This window comes from uncultured Granulicatella sp., assembly GCF_963528315.1.
Taxonomy (GTDB): Bacteria; Bacillota; Bacilli; order Lactobacillales; family Aerococcaceae; genus Granulicatella.
On the sequence record NZ_CAURVV010000012.1, the window covers coordinates 1 to 17713 of the forward strand.

19 protein-coding genes, 2 tRNA genes and 4 pseudogenes are annotated in these 17713 nt (G+C 36.8%); 23 read left to right on the plus strand and 2 right to left on the minus strand.

Going from position 1 to position 17713, the window contains the following annotated elements:
* Positions 1–117 precede the first annotated feature (117 nt).
* The 22 genes and pseudogenes from RYK07_RS04280 (at position 118) to RYK07_RS04385 (ending at position 15830) form a co-directional block, all read left to right on the plus strand.
* Positions 118–504 carry a hypothetical protein gene (locus RYK07_RS04280; RefSeq protein WP_314852562.1) on the plus strand — a complete coding sequence of 129 codons (387 nt, stop codon included), beginning with the start codon at positions 118–120 and terminating at the stop codon, positions 502–504.
* A gap of 45 nt (positions 505–549) precedes the next feature.
* The gene (locus RYK07_RS04285; protein ID WP_314852563.1) at positions 550–1173 is read left to right on the plus strand and encodes a GTP pyrophosphokinase family protein; all 624 of its coding nucleotides are present in this window, start codon (positions 550–552) and stop codon (positions 1171–1173) included.
* Between the two features lies 1 nt (position 1174).
* Positions 1175–1852 (plus strand): response regulator transcription factor, encoded by a 678-nt coding sequence (locus tag RYK07_RS04290; protein WP_314852564.1) that lies wholly within the window; start codon positions 1175–1177, stop codon positions 1850–1852.
* 13 nt (positions 1853–1865) lie between these two features.
* Entirely contained in the window at positions 1866–3089 is a 1224-nt protein-coding gene (locus tag RYK07_RS04295; RefSeq protein ID WP_314852565.1) for a HAMP domain-containing sensor histidine kinase, read from the plus strand.
* Between the two features lie 73 nt (positions 3090–3162).
* A pseudogene (locus RYK07_RS04300) lies at positions 3163–3297 on the plus strand (AI-2E family transporter); the annotation flags it as partial.
* On the plus strand, positions 3284–4579 hold the full coding sequence (locus tag RYK07_RS04305) for a hypothetical protein (RefSeq protein WP_314852566.1): 1296 nt from the start codon (positions 3284–3286) through the stop codon (positions 4577–4579). The pseudogene RYK07_RS04300 and the gene RYK07_RS04305, both read left to right, overlap by 14 nt.
* 4 nt (positions 4580–4583) lie before the next feature.
* Positions 4584–4682 (plus strand): annotated as a pseudogene (locus RYK07_RS04310) (tRNA-specific adenosine deaminase); the annotation flags it as partial.
* A gap of 580 nt (positions 4683–5262) precedes the next feature.
* Positions 5263–5598: pseudogene (locus tag RYK07_RS04315) on the plus strand (hypothetical protein); the annotation flags it as partial.
* Positions 5599–5667: 69 nt separating this feature from the next.
* Positions 5668–6172: pseudogene (locus tag RYK07_RS04320) on the plus strand (T6SS immunity protein Tdi1 domain-containing protein).
* Positions 6173–6429: 257 nt separating this feature from the next.
* Positions 6430–6513: transfer RNA gene (locus tag RYK07_RS04325), tRNA-Tyr, on the plus strand.
* 1 nt (position 6514) lies between these two features.
* A tRNA-Gln gene (locus tag RYK07_RS04330) sits at positions 6515–6586 on the plus strand.
* Between the two features lie 132 nt (positions 6587–6718).
* Positions 6719–7156: a hypothetical protein gene (locus RYK07_RS04335; RefSeq protein WP_314852567.1), complete on the plus strand. Its 438-nt coding sequence runs from the start codon at positions 6719–6721 to the stop codon at positions 7154–7156.
* 179 nt (positions 7157–7335) lie between these two features.
* Positions 7336–7659, plus strand: a complete 324-nt coding sequence (locus RYK07_RS04340) for a PTS lactose/cellobiose transporter subunit IIA (RefSeq protein ID WP_314852568.1) — start codon at positions 7336–7338, stop codon at positions 7657–7659.
* 30 nt (positions 7660–7689) lie between these two features.
* The gene (locus RYK07_RS04345; RefSeq protein WP_314680083.1) at positions 7690–8010 is read left to right on the plus strand and encodes a PTS sugar transporter subunit IIB; all 321 of its coding nucleotides are present in this window, start codon (positions 7690–7692) and stop codon (positions 8008–8010) included.
* Positions 8011–8021: 11 nt separating this feature from the next.
* Positions 8022–9377 (plus strand): PTS transporter subunit EIIC, encoded by a 1356-nt coding sequence (locus RYK07_RS04350; RefSeq protein ID WP_314852569.1) that lies wholly within the window; start codon positions 8022–8024, stop codon positions 9375–9377.
* Between the two features lie 104 nt (positions 9378–9481).
* The gene (locus RYK07_RS04355) at positions 9482–9985 is read left to right on the plus strand and encodes a GrdB-related putative oxidoreductase (RefSeq protein ID WP_314852570.1); all 504 of its coding nucleotides are present in this window, start codon (positions 9482–9484) and stop codon (positions 9983–9985) included.
* A gap of 16 nt (positions 9986–10001) precedes the next feature.
* A complete protein-coding gene (locus tag RYK07_RS04360; protein WP_314852571.1) occupies positions 10002–10982 on the plus strand; it encodes a hypothetical protein in 981 nt (326 codons plus the stop codon).
* A 4-nt stretch (positions 10983–10986) separates the two neighbouring features.
* Positions 10987–12078, plus strand: a complete 1092-nt coding sequence (locus RYK07_RS04365; protein WP_314852572.1) for a M42 family peptidase — start codon at positions 10987–10989, stop codon at positions 12076–12078.
* A 2-nt stretch (positions 12079–12080) separates the two neighbouring features.
* The gene (locus tag RYK07_RS04370) at positions 12081–13040 is read left to right on the plus strand and encodes a N(4)-(beta-N-acetylglucosaminyl)-L-asparaginase (protein WP_314852573.1); all 960 of its coding nucleotides are present in this window, start codon (positions 12081–12083) and stop codon (positions 13038–13040) included.
* Positions 13041–14171 (plus strand): Sapep family Mn(2+)-dependent dipeptidase, encoded by a 1131-nt coding sequence (locus RYK07_RS04375; protein ID WP_314852574.1) that lies wholly within the window; start codon positions 13041–13043, stop codon positions 14169–14171.
* A gap of 17 nt (positions 14172–14188) precedes the next feature.
* The gene (locus RYK07_RS04380) at positions 14189–14920 is read left to right on the plus strand and encodes a copper homeostasis protein CutC (RefSeq protein WP_314852575.1); all 732 of its coding nucleotides are present in this window, start codon (positions 14189–14191) and stop codon (positions 14918–14920) included.
* 13 nt (positions 14921–14933) lie between these two features.
* Positions 14934–15830 carry a haloacid dehalogenase-like hydrolase gene (locus RYK07_RS04385; protein WP_314852576.1) on the plus strand — a complete coding sequence of 299 codons (897 nt, stop codon included), beginning with the start codon at positions 14934–14936 and terminating at the stop codon, positions 15828–15830.
* A 71-nt stretch (positions 15831–15901) separates the two neighbouring features.
* On the opposite strand, the gene RYK07_RS04390 is transcribed toward RYK07_RS04385, so the two are convergent.
* Both RYK07_RS04390 and RYK07_RS04395 read right to left on the minus strand, forming a co-directional pair.
* Entirely contained in the window at positions 15902–16315 is a 414-nt protein-coding gene (locus tag RYK07_RS04390) for a peptide deformylase (RefSeq protein WP_314852577.1), read from the minus strand.
* A gap of 11 nt (positions 16316–16326) precedes the next feature.
* Positions 16327–16875 (minus strand): TetR/AcrR family transcriptional regulator, encoded by a 549-nt coding sequence (locus RYK07_RS04395; protein ID WP_314852578.1) that lies wholly within the window; start codon positions 16873–16875, stop codon positions 16327–16329.
* 125 nt (positions 16876–17000) lie between these two features.
* Between RYK07_RS04395 and RYK07_RS04400 the strand changes: the two genes are divergently transcribed.
* Positions 17001–17702, plus strand: coding sequence for an ABC transporter ATP-binding protein (locus tag RYK07_RS04400; RefSeq protein WP_314680107.1), 702 nt, complete (start codon positions 17001–17003; stop codon positions 17700–17702).
* The last annotated feature ends 11 nt before the right edge of the window (positions 17703–17713 follow it).

Consider the following 17713-nt stretch of genomic DNA (forward strand, 5'->3'; position numbering starts at 1 on the left):
CTCATACTAACTTCTAGTTTTGATACTTAACTAGAAGTTACTTTGAAACTTTACGTTTTTATTGATATAATGAAATTATAAATGTGAATATTGTTTAAATTCTCTGGAGGACGTATAATGTTGAATTTAGTAAAAGGTCACCGAGTTAGCTTGGTAGAAAACCTGTTTGAATCATTTACAAAGTTAACTGAACATCATTTGACGGCGAATGTACACGCAGAAAAAATATTAGAGGTTTTTCAACACTTTATTGCGATTCATGACGAGCCATTGTTTTTTTTTTTGGAATTGCCTGTCAGTATTGATAGAGAAAAACTGATAGCAAAGAATATTATCAAGGAATCCCATAAGGATGTTTATTATATTGATGGTTGTTCAAGAGAGGAATGCCTAGCCCTGTTGATTAGATACGGTGATTTGCTTGTTAATGATGGACTAAGTAAGTTTGGATTTGGTGGGCATAAAAGTCATAGTCACAATCTCATGCTCATTCCTTGTTTTTAAGCCAATCTATGTTATAATGAAGAAAAGCTATTAGAGAAGGTGTATATGTCAAATCAAAATATTTATGGGGAGTATGCTCAATACCTCCCCAAAATTTTACAAGAAATAACAGACCCCATTATTGCGGCTAATATTGCTAGCAAAAAAGAAACAGGTTTTAAACTCTATGAACATTTCATTTCACGGATTAAGGAAAGCGACTCCATGCGTGTAAAGTGTCGTAGGAAGAATTTGCCTGAGACCAGCCAGTCTGCCCTTAAGGAAATTCGTGACAGCATTGGAATCCGTATTATTTGTGGTTTTGTCAATGATATTTACAAGACCATCGAAGTAATCAAGGCTATTCCTGGTGTCATGGTCTACAATGAGAAGGATTATATTTCAACTGCCAAGCCTAACGGCTATCGCTCTTATCACCTCATTTTGCAAATGGAGACAAATTTTCCAGATGTCCTAGGCAATGATAAAGGGACCTATTTTGTTGAGGTTCAGCTTCGGACCATCGCTCAGGACTCGTGGGCCAGTTTAGAGCATCAGATGAAGTATAAACATGACATCAAGAATTCAGAAATGATTACCCGTGAGCTTAAGCGCTGTGCAGATGAATTAGCTTCATGTGACCTGACCATGCAGACCATCCGTAACTTAATTCAAGAAGGAAGTGACTAGAATGGCTCTGAAAATTTTATTGGCTGAGGACGAGAAAGCCTTATCTCGAGTTTACAAGGCGGCACTTGAGCATCAAGGTTTTGAAGTTGATCAGGCTTTTAATGGTCAAGAGGCAGTCGACCTAGCTGCACAGAATGCCTATCAAGTAATCATTATGGATATTATGATGCCTATCAAAACAGGTATTGAGGCCCTGAAAGAGATTCGATCCTCTGGGGATACTACTCATGTCATTATGTTGACCGCCATGGCTGAAGTTGCCGATCGTGTGACAGGACTTGATGCTGGGGCAGATGATTACCTGACCAAGCCGATTTCCCTAAAGGAACTTTTGGCTCGTCTGCGGTCGCTAGAGCGTCGTGTTAGTGAGACCTTTACTGCCAAAATTTTGACCCTTGGTTCTGTTCGCTTGGACCAAGAGGAACAAGAGTTGGTAGCTGGTAACGCCATAAGACTTTCAAGTAGAGAGACTAAGTTAATGGCCCACTTCATGCTCAACCCTGCTAAGCAATTAACCACTGATCACCTTTTTAAAACTATCTGGGATGATGAGGAAGATGTGGACGAGTCAATTGTCTGGGTTTATATTTCCTATCTGCGCCAGAAATTGCAAGCTATTCAAGCTGATATCAGTATTCTTGGTGAAAAGGGTGGCGACTTCTGCCTTCTGCAAATTTAGAAAGGAGTAGTCCATGTATAGACGTTTACGACTTCAGTTTATAACAATTGCTTCTTTGGCTATCCTCTTTATCTTGATCTTTACGGTAGGAATCATCAATGCTGTGAGTTCATTTCAGACGGAACAAGAAATTACCAAGGTCCTTAACACACTCACGGAAAATAATGGAAGCTTCGGAAAAACCACAAAAATTAAGACCAATCAAGGACTTGAGATTCCTTCGGACAGTTTTCTTTTTTTCAGCGTGACCTTGTCTGGTGATAAGGTTGTTAGCCAAGATACCAGCCATACGTCTCTAATAAACGATGAGGAGGCGGCTACATATGCCTTGGCAGTTAGTCGTTTGAACAATAATCTGGGAACGATTAGAGAAAAAAATATCAATCTTAGCTATCAAGTTAGTAAGGTCAGTAAAAATAAGGTTTTGGTAGTCTTTTTGGATACGTCTGCTTATTATAATTCTTCCCAAGCCTTGTTCAATCTTTCCATTCTTTTATCACTGCTTGCTTTCATCTTTTTTGTCATCATTGTCAGTGCCTTATCAGGAATGGTCATTCGCCCCTTCATTCGAAATTACGAAAAGCAGCGACGTTTTATCACCAATGCCGGTCATGAATTGAAAACCCCGTTAGCTATTATTTCTGCTAATACTGAGTTACAGGAACTCATGACAGGGGAGAATGAATGGACCAAGTCAACTAATGACCAGGTGACACGTTTGACCAATCTAATTAATTCTCTTGTGGTTTTATCTCGTCTGGAGGAGCAGCCGGACATTGTTCTTCAAGATGTGGATTTTTCCTATATTACAGAGGATGCAGCCGAGGACTTTAAGGGACCTGTCGTCCGAGATGGCAAATCCTTCGTTATGGATATCACCCCGGATATCCATGTAAAAGCCGAGGAAAAATCTCTCTTTGAACTTGTAACTCTTCTTGTGGATAATGCTAACAAGTATTGTGACCCTGAAGGAACGGTTACGATAAGGCTCCGTCAAGTCGGAAGAACACGTAAACGGGCTCGCTTAGAAGTGTCAAATACCTATAAAGATGGTAAGGCAGTCGATTATAGTAAGTTTTTTGAGCGTTTTTATCGTATCGAAGAATCTCATAATAACAAGGAAAATAAAGGTTTCGGCATAGGCCTATCCATGGCTCAAAGCATGGTCAAATTATTTAAAGGGCGTCTCTTTGCCTCCTACAAAGGTGACACCATCACTTTTACAGTCATTTTGTAAGGATATTTTAAAATTGGAACTAGTAATGGTACCGAAGGGGGCATTATTGATTGTGAATGGCCTTATATCCTGGTTTGGTTTAGTAGGAATGATTTTCTTCATACCAATTTTTGCCGTGATTTACCGTCTAGTGAAAGAATGGGTGGAGAAATATGAACAAGCTGCTTCAGTGGTAGCTGTAGGAGGTATTATTGATGAAGAAAATTAGTGACTTAGGAATTACGGGGAAAAAGCTCCTCTTTGAAGGAATTGGGTTCCTTGTTGTTGGGATGTTGCTCCTTATATTCGGACCAAACTTCCCAGATTTGATGTTACGTCTGTTTTTAACATTCTTATGGATTCGTGAACTATGGAATTTCTTGTTCCGTTGGTTTAGTAAGGCGGAGGCTAAAGACCCGTTATGGCTGAATATTACTAAATTTTTCCTTTACGGATTTTTAGCAGGAAATCAATTCTTCCTGTCATTGCCGGTTGCGATTGTAAGCTTCTTGATGGGGCTCAATGAAGTGATGAACGCGGGAATTAGTGGTGTGACGTACTATATTTATGTCAAAGACGGCATCCGTCCGCGATTCCGCTTGCTTATTGATACCATTTGGCTTTCAGTTGTCGGGATAGCCACTTTAATTGCGCTTGGGGGCGACGGCAACTTGCAAATGTTCTTCCTTTCGCTTTATTTCGTGGGGCTTGGGATTACCAATATTCGAGACGGCTGGTTCTTTGAGGCCGAAGTTGGAAAGAAAGTCCTTCGCAGACGCTTGCGTCGTGGGATGCCGCTCGTGTTTGCTGCACTGATCCCTCGCGTAACCTTGCAGAAAATCAATGATGCGTTGGAACTTGGAGAAGGCGAAACGGCTTCAGAAATTTACGACCGTGCTAAAGAAAATGCCGAACCAAACTTAGAAATGTTTATTCACGTCACAAAAGACGGATTTGGGGCAATCGGGCATGTCGACCTGTGTTACAAGGGACGCATTATTTCATTCGGAAACTACGATACGAATTCAGAGCGACTCTTTGGAGCGATGGGGGATGGGGTTCTTTTTAGTGCCGACCGTGAAAAATACATTGAATTTTGTAAACGCGAAAACCATAAGACCTTACTGGGATATGGTCTCGCCTTGTCTCCGGAACAACTCGCAGCTGTCGATAAGGAAATCGCCAAACTGATGTCGCTGACAGTGCCTTGGGATCCACCGCAAATGGTGAAACCAGCACGTCCTGGAATCGACAAAGAAGAACCAATGTATGCCTACAAGCTAAAACAAGAAGCAGATGGCCGCTTGTATAAATTTACCTCTTCAAAATTCAAGACGTATTTTGTCATGAGTACAAACTGCGTACTGCTAGCCGATACGATTGTCGGGAAAGCAGGAACGGATATTTTAAGCGCCCGTGGATTTATTTCCCCAGGGACGTACCAAGATTACTTAGATAAGGAGTTTGAGAGACCGCATAGTCTAGTCGTGACGAAGCGCGTCTATCAGTAAGAACATGGAACTTCAGGAAAAAGAATTCTTTATGAGGGAAGCGTTGAAAGAAGCGCAGAAAGCCTATGATCAAGCGGAAGTGCCAATCGGGGCGGTCGTGGTCTTAATAAGATAAGAAAAAGAAATGCTCAAATCAGATTTGATAAACATTATAACTAAGATAGACAAAGATGATATAAATTAACGTTTTGTTTGACAGGCGAGTTCTTTCTTATTAAAATAATTGTAAGTAAAAAAAGAGTGGGTATTCTCTGGTAAATTTCAAAAATAAAACCTTGATTTGTCGCTATTTCTTTTCTGTCCTTCCCGCAGCCGCGGGAGTAGCACCCTTTTGTTTAGGATTTATCCCTTTTTAAATGAAAATAATACAAGTAGGACACTTCTAAAAGTGATATACTTTTTTTAAATATTTTCATTCTAAAGTTTAATTTTAAACAACAACTCTATCACTTTCGTTCTATAATATAAAAGTTTGCTAGCCCCACAAGTTGTTGGTAGAGCTATGAAAGACCAGATTATATTCGATATCATTGGCTTGACTATCTACTTGACTATCAAAAAAGAGGTTCCCTCAAGCTGAGTCAACATTTTATGATGATTTGAATGCTTTATACCAAACAGGCTACATTCCTTGAGGTTATACCAAGGGGTACTATAAGGTTTTATAATTTGAAGATAAATTTATGAAAGTTCAGGCTAGTATGATTTCGCTAGCAATGGAATATGTCCAAAATCAAGCAGAAAAAGTATATATTTATTGTATTTCTGAAGAAGCATTACTTTCTTTTGATGTTTTTTATAAAATTAATGGAATTTTGACAAAAATGTATGCAGTGAATGAAATTATTAATAGAAAAGTAGACACGTCAAAAAATATGATGGTAGCAGTACAACGCTTTGGTTTTGAAGATATACAAAAAATGCTTGATGTTTGCCAAGAATACAATCGTGAACACCCAACTGAAATGTGGTTGATTTATGATTCACAGAAAAACAGCCTTGACAGTCGCTATAGCTATGGATGATGACAGAACAATTACAAAATACCTATCTATATGTTCACTTAACTTATTAAATTAGGAGTATATATGTTAAAAGATTTTACAAGAGTGGCGGTCATGCCTCAAGAAGTAATTAAAAAGTACAAAGACCAAGTTCCAGAAGAGCTAGTTCAAATCTGGGAAGAATGCGGTTTGGGGACTTTTTTAGACGGTTATCTGAAGGTCATTAATCCAGATGAGTATCTTGAACTGGTTCAGGAAACTTACTTCAGAGGGGGTACTTCCATTCCAATTTTTGTGACAGCTTTTGGGGATTATTAAATATAAAGAAGGTACATTTGATATTTTTTTAGAAAATTTATCACTTTTTATCAAGTTTTTACCTGATAAAAGTTTTATAGATGATTATTTTGACTTACCGCTTTATCATGAGGCAATTGAAAAATATGGTTCGCTTGATTATACACAGTGTTTTGGATTTGTACCACTTTTGGTTTTAGGTGGATTTAAAGATGTGAATCATCTAGATAAGGTAAAAATGTATGAACATATTTTTTTAATTACTCAATTCACTGGACCTATAGGAGATTAAAAGTAGTCATACTCTTGATAATCTAATCAAAATGAAGAACCTTGTGTAATACCTAATTCAATTTCAGTGCAATCGGATAACGTTAAATGTTTGTGTTCTTTGTTTTTGTCTCATACTAACTTCTAGTTTTGATACTTAACTAGAAGTTACTCTGAAACTTTACGCTTATATAAAAATAAATATTTTTTTAAAAAAAGGTATTGCAAAAAGTTTGGGTCTAGTGTACTATATATGAGTACGTTATTTTAATAGCAGCTGGAGGGGTAGCGAAGTGGCTAAACGCGGCGGACTGTAAATCCGCTCCTTAGGGTTCGGCAGTTCGAATCTGCCCCCCTCCACCATTGGGGTATAGCCAAGCGGTAAGGCAACGGACTTTGACTCCGTCATTCGTTGGTTCGAATCCAGCTACCCCAGTAGGATAGACAGCTTCGGCTGTCTTTTTTATTTCCTAAATTTTTATTAAATTTTCTCAGATACTCTTGATTTAAAGGGGCTAGTCCGTGATGATGGTCGTAAAGGTGGGAGTTAGAGAAAGGAGCAAAGGTGATGAAAAAGTTTAGTACATATTATTGGAAATTCATCATGGGAATGATAGTACTAACGAGTGTAATAACAGTATATGCAATGAATCAAGGAAATTCACTATTAGCTAAAGATGGGGAAGTCGTTTTATTTGTGTCCTTAATGGCTTTGTTGATTATGATTGCAGAACAATGGAATGGGAAAACATGGAAAAATTCTCCATTAATCATATTAGGAGAAATGATGTTTGCGATTATGTTAACACCAATCTTTTTTATGTCGTATCGTTATATGGCAGAAGTATTAAGTTTAGGATGGATTCTTCATTTATCTAGTCCAATGATTTTATTAATGAGATTGCTTGGGATGGTGCAATATGCACTAGTATTGATAAATCCAATTATGGCGATTTTAAAAGCTATTCAATTTGTGAAGTCTCCTTATGAAAAGACAATTAGTTAAAATGAACTCTCAGAATGATAGTAGATCTATTGTTCTAAGAGTTTTTTTGTTTTCATTTTGTGAAAAAATGGAATAATTGAAGGATTTTAAGATAAAAGACTAGGATTTTTCTTGAAAACGGTTTATAATGACTTCAGAAAGAAAGCGTTTTTGAAAAGATTGTGAAAGGAGGAACAATCATGAATGAAATAGAATTAGTTTGCTTTAAAATGATTAGTGCATTAGGGGCAGCTCGTTCTGCTTTTATGGAAGCAATGGTAGCAGCAAAAAAAGGAAATTTTGAAGAAGCTCAATCTTTGATTGAGGAAGGACAACAGCAACGATTAAAAGGACATGAAATTCATTTTGAATTATTACAAAAAGATAGTTCAGGAAATAAAGTACCTTTTTCGTTGCTTTTATTACATTCAGAAGATCAATTGATGAGTGCAGAAATCTTACAAGTAACAAGTGAAGAGATTTTAGCCTTATATCAACGATTGGATAAAATTGAAAAAGCTTAATAACATAACAAAATAACTGGGGGTATATGTATGAAACGTGTGTATTTATTTTGTAATGCAGGGATGTCTACTAGTCTAGTGGCAAGTAAGATGCAGGAAGTTGCAAATCAACATCAATTGCCAATAGAAGTCAAAGCATTTCCTGATGTTCAGCTAGATTCTGTAGTTCAAGAATTTCATCCTGATGTTATTCTTTTAGGACCTCAAGTGAAATTCAAATTTAATGCTACTCGTGAGAAATATGAGCCTACTGGTATTCCTGTAGAAGTAATTAATTTGGAAGATTATGGGAATGTTAATGGGGAACGTATTTTGAAACGCGCGATTCAACTGATTAAAAATAAAAAATAGGAGGAATTGTTATGTTTGCTTCGTTAGAAAAAGTAATGGGAAGTTCCGCGGAAAAATTAGGTAATAATAAAGTCTTAATTGCAATTCGTGATGGTTTCTTAGTATCCACACCATTAATTATTGTGGCTTCTATTTTCCTTGTTATTGCGAACTTTCCAATACCAGGTTATGTTGATTTCTTAGCTCAATTTTTTGGTCAAGGTTGGCCAAGTAAAATGGATGCGGTTATTGATTCAACATTTAGTGTTTTAGGGCTATTAGGAGCAGTTGGGATTGGTTATGCATATGCACGTCAATTAGAAAGTGATCCAATTGCGGGTGGAGCCGTTTCTCTTGTATGTTTCCTAATTATTACACCAAAGGTTCATGCTGATTTCGTAAATGCAGCAAATGGCAAAGCTTTTAATGGATTTGCATTAGCACATTTAGGGTCAGCAGGAATGTTTTTGGCAATGTTAACAGCTATTATTTCTGTAAAAATTTTTGTAACGATTAAAAACAAAGGCTGGGTTATTAAAATGCCTGATGGGGTTCCACCAGCTGTCACTCAATCATTTGCAGCATTAATTCCAAGTGCATTTGCAATGTTCTTCTTCTTTGTAGTGTATTTAGTGTTCTCAGCAACAGATTATCAATACGCTCACAATTTTATTTATAAAATTTTACAAGCACCGTTAATGGGATTCGGACAAAGTTTGATTTTTGAGCCGATTTATCAGTTCTTATCTACTTTATTCTGGTTCTTTGGTATTAATGGTCCTGCTGTAACGAATACGGTATTTAATCCAATTCATTTAGCTTTAACAGCGGAAAACTTAGAAGCTTTCAAACAAGGTGCTACACTTCCTAATATCTTTACAGGGCCATTTGGAGATTTCTTTGGAAACTTTGGTGGTGGCGGTAGTACATTGTCACTTGTTTTCTTAATGGTATTCTTTGGAAAATCAGAACGTATGAAAAAATTAGGACGTTTAGCTATTATTCCTGGTATTTTTGGGATTAATGAAATGATTATTTTTGGATTACCAGTTGTATTAAATCCATTAATCGTGATTCCATTTATTTTAACGCCATTAGTAAATACAATTTTAGCGACTATTGCTACATTAATTGGTTTAATTCCATATACTACAGGAGCAGCTCTTCCTTGGACAACTCCATTCTTCTTCTCTGGTTGGTTATCTACAGGAAGTATCGTTGCAGGTTTATTCCAAATTGTATTAATTATTATTGGAATGGGAATTTACTATCCATTCTTTAGAGTGATTGATAAACAATATCTTCATGAAGAACATCAAGCTGCTAATTCATTAAGTGATGAATTAGATGAATTGTCATTAGATGATTTAAGTTTTGATGATTTATAAAAAGTAATAAGCGAGTAGAAAAGTTGAACGTGCGGAGGTGGGAAGACAACAGAAATGAATCAATTTCTGTCGTTATTCCCACTTTTTTTGAAGGGAGAATGCATATGCGAGTGATATTATTTTTGAATCAAATACAAGCGGGTTATGGTGGAAAGGAAAGAGCAGATACTCCTCTTGGGTTAGAAAAAGGAGGAATTGGTTCTTACTTAATGTATAAAGATTACTTTTTAAAAGAAAATTTACAAGTATTAGCGACTGTCTATTGTGGTCCAGATTATTTTGCGAATCATAAGGAAGAAGTGCTTCATAAAATTCATAATTTGATTTTAAAAACAAAAGCAGAAGTGTTATTTGCAGGTCCGTGTTTTAATGATGAAAGTTATACAGAAATGGCAGCAAATGTAGCTTCTTTTATTGAACATCAGACGGATTGTAAAACGTATGTCGCTTGTTCGAAAGAAAATGAAGAAATCATTCAACAATTCAAGGAACATACGACTATGATTGAAATGCCTAAAAAAGGTGCAGTTGGTTTGAATGATGCGTTGAAAGACATCGCACTAATTATTGCGCATGATCAACAAAAGTCAAATCGAATTTATCGTTAGAAGGGAAGCGAGTGAAGTGGAGTTACGTACCTTATGTAGTCTACCTGGAGTTTCTGGAGACGAGTATGAAGTTCATCAATATTTGTCTCATGAATATCAAACATTGAATTTAGACTTGAAAAGAGATAAATTAGGTTCGATTTTTGGGGAGAGACAAGTTGAGAATAGTCCTTTTAAAGTGATGATTAGTTCAAATATTGATGAATGTGGAGGGATGATTGATGATATTCATGAGAATGGATTATTGTCTTTTGTAACCATTGGAGATGTTGCACCAAAAGATTTTCTCCACCAAAGAGTTTGTCTGTTGACACGACATCATCAACGAGTTTATGGATATGTACTACAAAAACAAGAACACTATTGGATTCATATAGGAGCTAAATCACTACAAGAAGTGGAACAAATTGGGGTTCAAGTAGGAGATACTTTTGTCTTAGAAATTTCAGCGATTGAAACAGAACAAATGATATTAAGTAAAAATATCTCCAATCGAGCTGGAGTTTATGCTGCTTATCAGTTGATGAAAACAATGCCTCCTCTACCGTATACGCTTAGCATTGGAGGAATTACTCAATCTATTGTGGGATATAGAGGAGCGATTACTGCAACAAATACGATATTACCAGATGTGTCGATTGTATTAGATGTAGCGCCGGTTAGAGATTATGCAGAACAAACAGTTTATATTCGTTATTTTGATAAGACATTATTACCAAATGTTTCGTTAGTCAAAGAAATTAAAGAAGTTGCTCAAAGTTTAGGATACGAAGTGAAGGCAAATGTTCAAGAAAAAGGGACGGATGGATCGTTTATTCATAAATCTTTAGCAGGAACACCAACGGTGGTTGTGGTGATTCCCTTAAAAGAAGAAGGACAATTTGTCCAATTATTAAATAAGGAAGATTTGAAACCTGTTATTCATACGCTTCAAGTATTTTTAGAAAATCTAACTTTCCAAAAAGTTCAGCAACTTGCTTTTCAAGAAAGTTGGTGAAGCAATGTTAGAATATCATCAAATAGAACTATTAAAAACATTGAGTAATCTTGTAGGTGTTTCAGGACATGAAGAGCCAATTTTACAATTTGTATCAGAACAACTCCCGTTTTGTGCTAAAGAACAAGACAAATTAGGATCAGGATTATTTTCGTTAGGGGAAGGCGAACTTTCCATTATGTTTGCGACTCATATGGATGAAGTGGGTTTTATTGTTTCAGCCATTAATGACAAGGGCTATGTATCGATTCAACCTGTAGGAAATATGTGGGCGCATACGTTATTACAACAATTAGTTACGATTACAACGAGTGATGGTCGAACATGGACGGGAATTATTGGTGGCCCTCAAACGCATGCAATTTCTCCGGAAGTTCGTAAAAAAGTCGTTGCTATGGAGGATTTATTTGTCGATTTGGGTGTTGAGAATCGAGAAGCTATTCAAAAAATGGGCATTGAAGTAGGAGATATCGTGAGTTTAGTGAGTACTTGCCAAACGATTGGTTTGAATCAGGAATATATGATTGGAAAAGCGCTCGATAATCGGGTAAGTGTTTCTTTAGGAATTTGGCTCATGCAAGCTTTAGAACGTCATCATCTATCTAAAAGAGTGACACTAGCAACAACGATTCAAGAAGAAGTCGGACTAAGAGGGGCACGGACGACAGCTTTCCAAGAAAAGCCATTAGTGGCTTTTGCGGTTGATACAACATTAGCAGGAGATACTCCAGCTAATCAAAATCATACGAAACTTGGAAAAGGCGTCTCTCTTACAGCTATTGATAATATGACGGTAACAAATCGAGGGTTACTTATTTATTTAGAAAATCTTTGTAAGAAACATCAAATTCCTTATCAAATTGGTTGTTTTACAAAGGGTGGAACAGATGCGGGAAATATTTACAAGTCTGAAACGGGAATTTTAGCGACAACTTTATCAATTCCAATTCGTTATATGCATACACATCAAAGTATTGTGCATTTAGGCGATATTGAAGCAACTCTTCGATTAATGTGTGCGATTTGCGAAGATTTAACGATGAAAAAATACTATCAAATATTAGAACACAATTATCAATATGGAATGGAGGAGTGACTATGTGGGGAATGATTGCCACTTGGAGAATGGCGTTAGAAGGAGTCCAAGAGGCTGTGCAGACATTAGAACAACAGGCATCTTCTGGAGATGCAATTGAAGTAGCGATTAAAGCAGTTGAAGATTTTCCCTATTATAAATCAGTCGGTTATGGTGGACTTCCTAATGAAGTGATGGAAGTGGAATTAGATGCAGCTTATATGGATGGAACAACTCTTGATTTTGGAGCGGTATGTGCCATTCAAGATGTGGCGAATCCCATTTCAGTGGCTCGTCAATTAAGCTTGCAATCGGTGAATAATGTATTAGTTGGAATTGGTGCTCAAGCTTACGCACAAAAGCAGGGATTTGAACGGAAAAATATGTTAACAGATCGCGCGAAAATTCATTATCATAATCGAGTTAAAGATTTACAAACGGAATCTTTAGCACCTTATGCAGGTCATGATACGGTTGGGATGGTTAGCCTAGATACAGCTGGAAAAATGGTCGCAGGAACTTCTACAAGTGGACTATTTATGAAAAAAAGAGGACGTGTTGGAGATTCTCCATTTATTGGTTCTGGCTTATATGTGGATAGCACAGTTGGTGGTGCAACTGCTACAGGTTTAGGGGAAGATTTGATGAAGGGAATTATTTCCTATGAAATTGTTCGATTAATGGAACAAGGAATGCATCCTCAACAAGCGTGTGAAATAGCTGTGAAGAATTTGGCAGAAAAATTAGTGCGACGAAGAGGTAGTGCAGGAGATTTATCAGTCGTAGCAATGAACCACAAAGGAGAATGGGGAGCAGCAACAAATATTGCCAATTTCTCTTTTGTAGTAGCAACTGAAAAAGAACCATTAACGGTTTATCGAGTACATCCACAAGAAGATGGCACAATGATTCATGAAATAGCGACTCAAGAATGGTTGGATGACTATTTAAGAGAACGAATGAAGCCACTTGAGGTGAAATAAATGGGAATAAAAGAAGAAATAGTTAAAACTTTGGAAGAAATTCAACCTGAATTACATAAAGCTATCGAGCGATTAGTTGCTATTAAAAGTGTTCGGGGAGAATCATTGCCAGAAGCTCCTTATGGAGAAGGTCCCAAAAAAGCTTTAGTAGAAGTATTAACACTCGCTGAAGAATTAGGATTTGAAACGAAAAATTTAGATAATAAAATTGGCTATGCACAATATGGGGAATCCCGTGAAGACGGAGCGTATTATGGCATTTTTGGACATGTCGATGTCATGCCATTAGGAACAGGATGGGAAAGTCCTGCGTTAAAAGCAACGAAGCGAGAGGGGAAAATTTTCGGACGTGGTGTGCTGGATAATAAAGGACCGATTTTGTCGAATTTATTCGCCTTATATGTATTAAAAGAAAAGGGAGTTTCATTTGACCGTCCAATTCGAATTGTATTTGGAACAAATGAGGAAACGGGATTTGGCTGTGTAAAACATTATTTAACAAAAGAACAGCCCCCTACGTTTGGTTGGACTCCAGATTGTAAATGGCCAGTTGTTTACGGAGAGAGAGGACGATTGAAAGTTCGATTGAGTACTTCTTTAGAACAGATTTCAGCATTATATGCTTTTATGAATCAGTACTTACTTCATACGACTCATCAAGGAGTAGAATTAGGAATCAATTATTCCGATGAAGACTTTGGAATGATGCAATTAAGAGGATATACAGTCGGAATAGAGGAAGGAAGACACTTTATTGAGTGGACGATGTGTTATCCAGCCTCTGTGACAAAAGAACAATTATTATCGGATATTCAAAAACATATTCCAGAAGGAAGTCTTTTAGAAGAAATTAGTTCGTGGAAGCCAGTGTTGTATGATAAAGATTCGATTTATGTGCAAACTTTACAAAAAGTGTATCAAGAAGTCGTTGATGGCAATGCAACACCTGTTACGACAACGGGTGGAACTTACGCGAAAATTATTCCAAATATTATTGCTTATGGCCCAAGTTTTCCAGGGCAAAGAGATATTGCTCATCTTCCAAATGAGTGGATAGGAATCGAAGATTTAAAAGTGAATACTATTATTTATGGATTAGCATTGTATAAATTAAGTTTCATAACAAAATAATGAGAAGGAGGGAAAGGATGACAACTTTAGAAATTTGTGCAGGAGGGATTGAGGACTGTATCAATGCTCAAACTGCAGGAGCCGATCGAATTGAATTAAATAGTGCGTTACATTTAGGAGGATTAAGTCCTTCATTAGCTGTTTTAACGCAGGCTGTTAAAAAAATCGATATTCCTATTGTTTGTATGGTTCGACCAAGGGGAGCTGGTTTTTGTTATAACGAATTGGAAAAAGAAGTAATGTTTGAAGATGCGAAAATTTTCTTAGAAGCAGGAGCAAAAGGCTTAGCTTTTGGTTTTTTAACTCCAGAAGGGGACATGGATTGGGATGCTACAAAGAAAATGATTGAGCTATGTAAAACCTATAATGCCGACAGCGTAGTTCATCGTGCCTTTGATTGTGTGAAAAATCCGGAAGAAACACTTGAAACATTAATTGAGTTAGGTTGCACTCGCATTTTAACAAGTGGACAAGGAAAAAATATTATGTCTGGCTTGGAAAATTTAGCTAAGTGGCAAAAACAATATGGAAATCAAATCGAATTTTTAGGAGGATGTGGTGTTTCTCTTGCTAATCTAACAGAAATTCTAGAAAAAACAGGATTAGAACAACTTCATGGAAGTTTTAAATCTTGGGCAGTGGATCCAACGACAACGAATGGAGAAGTTTCTTATCGCTATTCTGATAGCGGAGACTATGATTTGTGTCATTTAGAAAGTATGAAAGAAGCAGTTACTATTTTAAAATAAAGGGGACTTTACAATGGGAAAACGAATTTTAAGCTGTGTGGCAAGTGATTTTAGAAAATTTTCAGCAGAAGAATTAAAATTAGCCATTCAGGCAGGTGAGGGTAGAACGGTATGCTGTGAAATGGCGATTCATCATCGCCCTATTATTCCTGAATTAACACATGCGGAAATCGCCAGTGCATTCGGGGGAGACTTAATGCTTTTAAATGGATTTGATTGTTTAAATCCAAAATTATACGGAGTAGAAGGTAGCTCCAATCCAATTGAACGATTAAAAGAATTATGCGGACGTCCTATCGGTGCCAACTTAGAACCAGTCGATTTAGAAGCAGAAATGTTGGAGACTCGATTAGTGATTCCAGCGGGAAGGATTTGTTCAAAAGAAACATTGAAATCAGCAGAAGCATTAGGCTTAGACTTTATTTGCTTAACAGGAAATCCTGGTACAGGAGTAACGAATCAAGCAATTGCCCAAGCAATTCAAAAAGCAAAAAAATATTTTACAGGAGTTATTATTGCAGGAAAAATGCATGGAGCAGGATCCAAAGAACCGGTAATGAATCGAGCAATTGCAAAGGAACTGATTGAAGCGGGAGCAGATATTTTATTGGTTCCAGCAGTAGGAACAGTTCCTGGATTCACAGAAGAAGCGCTCATTGATATTGTCCAGTTTGCACATGAACATGAAACACTTGTGTTATCTGCCATTGGAACTAGTCAAGAAGGCTCTTCTAAGGAAGTCATTGAACAAATTGCGATTCGCAATAAAATTTGTGGAGTCGATATTCAACATATTGGGGACGCGGGTTATGGTGGTTTAGCTGATGTGAATAATATCTTTGCTTTATCCGTTGCGATTCGAGGCATGAGACATACTGTTGCAAGAATGGCAAGTTCGGTCGTTCGTTAATAGAAAGTTAGAAATTGAAAAACGAGCATTTCCTTTTCGGAGATGCTCGTTTTTGTATGGATTTGAAAGAGTTAAATCAAAATTCCCTGTAAATGATCCATCTCATGTTGGATGACTTGAGCAGTAAACTCTGTGAAGGTGCCTGTGTGAGTTTTACCCATAGCATCTTGATAGCGAACTTCGATTTTTTGATAGCGAGTGGTGCTCTTCATTCCTGTATGAGAGAGACAACCTTCTTCTGTTTGATACGGTTGGGATTTTTTAGTAATAACTGGATTGACCATCACGATATCAAATGGGCCAGCAGCAACGATAATAATTGATTTATTACTTCCAATCATATTTGCCGCTAAGCCGACACAACGGTCACGATTGGCACGTAATGTATCTTGTAAGTCAATAATGACTTGTTTGTCAGTAATAGGATTAGCAGGGATTGCTTTTTGTGATAAGAAAAATGGGTCTTTAACAATATCTTTTTTCATACTTGTCTCCTTTATTCTTGGCACATTCCAAGAAATATTTTAGTAATTTCTTCAGGGGATTCTACTCCCCCTTTTAAAATCCAGTGGAAAATAATCGCGCTATTGCTATAAATGAATACTTCTCTAGCATAGTCTTCTGGCATAGGTAGTTCTTGTTTTAAATTTTGCTTAATTGAATCCATTTTTTCCATTAGTTCGATTAAAAATTTTCGAACGAGTTGATTCGTATACGTGAAACGGCTCGTAGCGACTGCGTGTATAAATTCAAATTCTTCTTTTAAATATTCGAAAATTTGAACGACTGCAGGATAGGCTTCTTGTTTTTGAGTAATAGGATACTGATGCAAAATCGTTAAAATATGATGCAAAATTTCTTCTTCTAACTGATTCATCATATCGAATTTATCCACATAATGTAAATAAAAAGTTCCACGATTCACGCCTGCAGTGCGAGAAATGTCACTAACCGTAATAGCTTCAAAATCTTTTTCTTGAAGAAGTTGAATTAAGGCTGTTTTTAAAATTTCTTTCGTTTGAGTTTGTCGTTTTTGAACTTCCATCGTCTCATCCTTCTTAAATCAACACACAGCTTCTAATTGCGCATTGAAATTTCTGTAGCGCTATTATATAGTAAATTTAAACAATAATCAACACGTTGTTCATTTAATAAGTAGAGGGAAAAGTGATGACATATATACAAGTAAAAAATAGTTTTAAACGATATCAAGTAGGAGAAACTGAAATTATTGCGAATCATGATGTGAATTTTGAAATTGAGAAAGGTGAATTCGTCATTATTCTTGGTGCATCCGGAGCAGGAAAATCCACTGTCCTAAATATTTTAGGGGGGATGGACACTAATGATGAAGGAGAAGTATGGATTGATGGTGTCAATATTTCAAACTTTGATGAGAAGCAATTAACGTATTATCGTCGAGATGATGTAGGTTTTGTGTTTCAGTTTTATAATTTAGTACCAAATTTAACAGCAAAAGAAAATGTAGAATTAGCTGCTGAAATTGTGAAGGATGCTTGGGACGCAGAAGAAGCTTTGGAAGCAGTAGGTTTAGGACATCGTCTTCATAATTTTCCTGCACAATTATCGGGTGGGGAACAACAAAGAGTATCGATTGCTAGAGCGATTGCGAAAAAGCCGAAGATTTTACTCTGTGATGAGCCTACAGGGGCATTAGATTATCAAACAGGCAAGCAAGTATTGAAGATTTTACAAGAAATGTCGAGAGATTATGGAGCAACTGTTATTATCGTTACCCATAATACGGCATTAGCGCCATTAGCGAATCGTGTCATTCATATGCATGATGCTAGGGTAAAAAGTATTGTACTGAATGAATCTCCGCAAGCGATTGAGGAATTGGAATATTGAGAGGAGAAGAA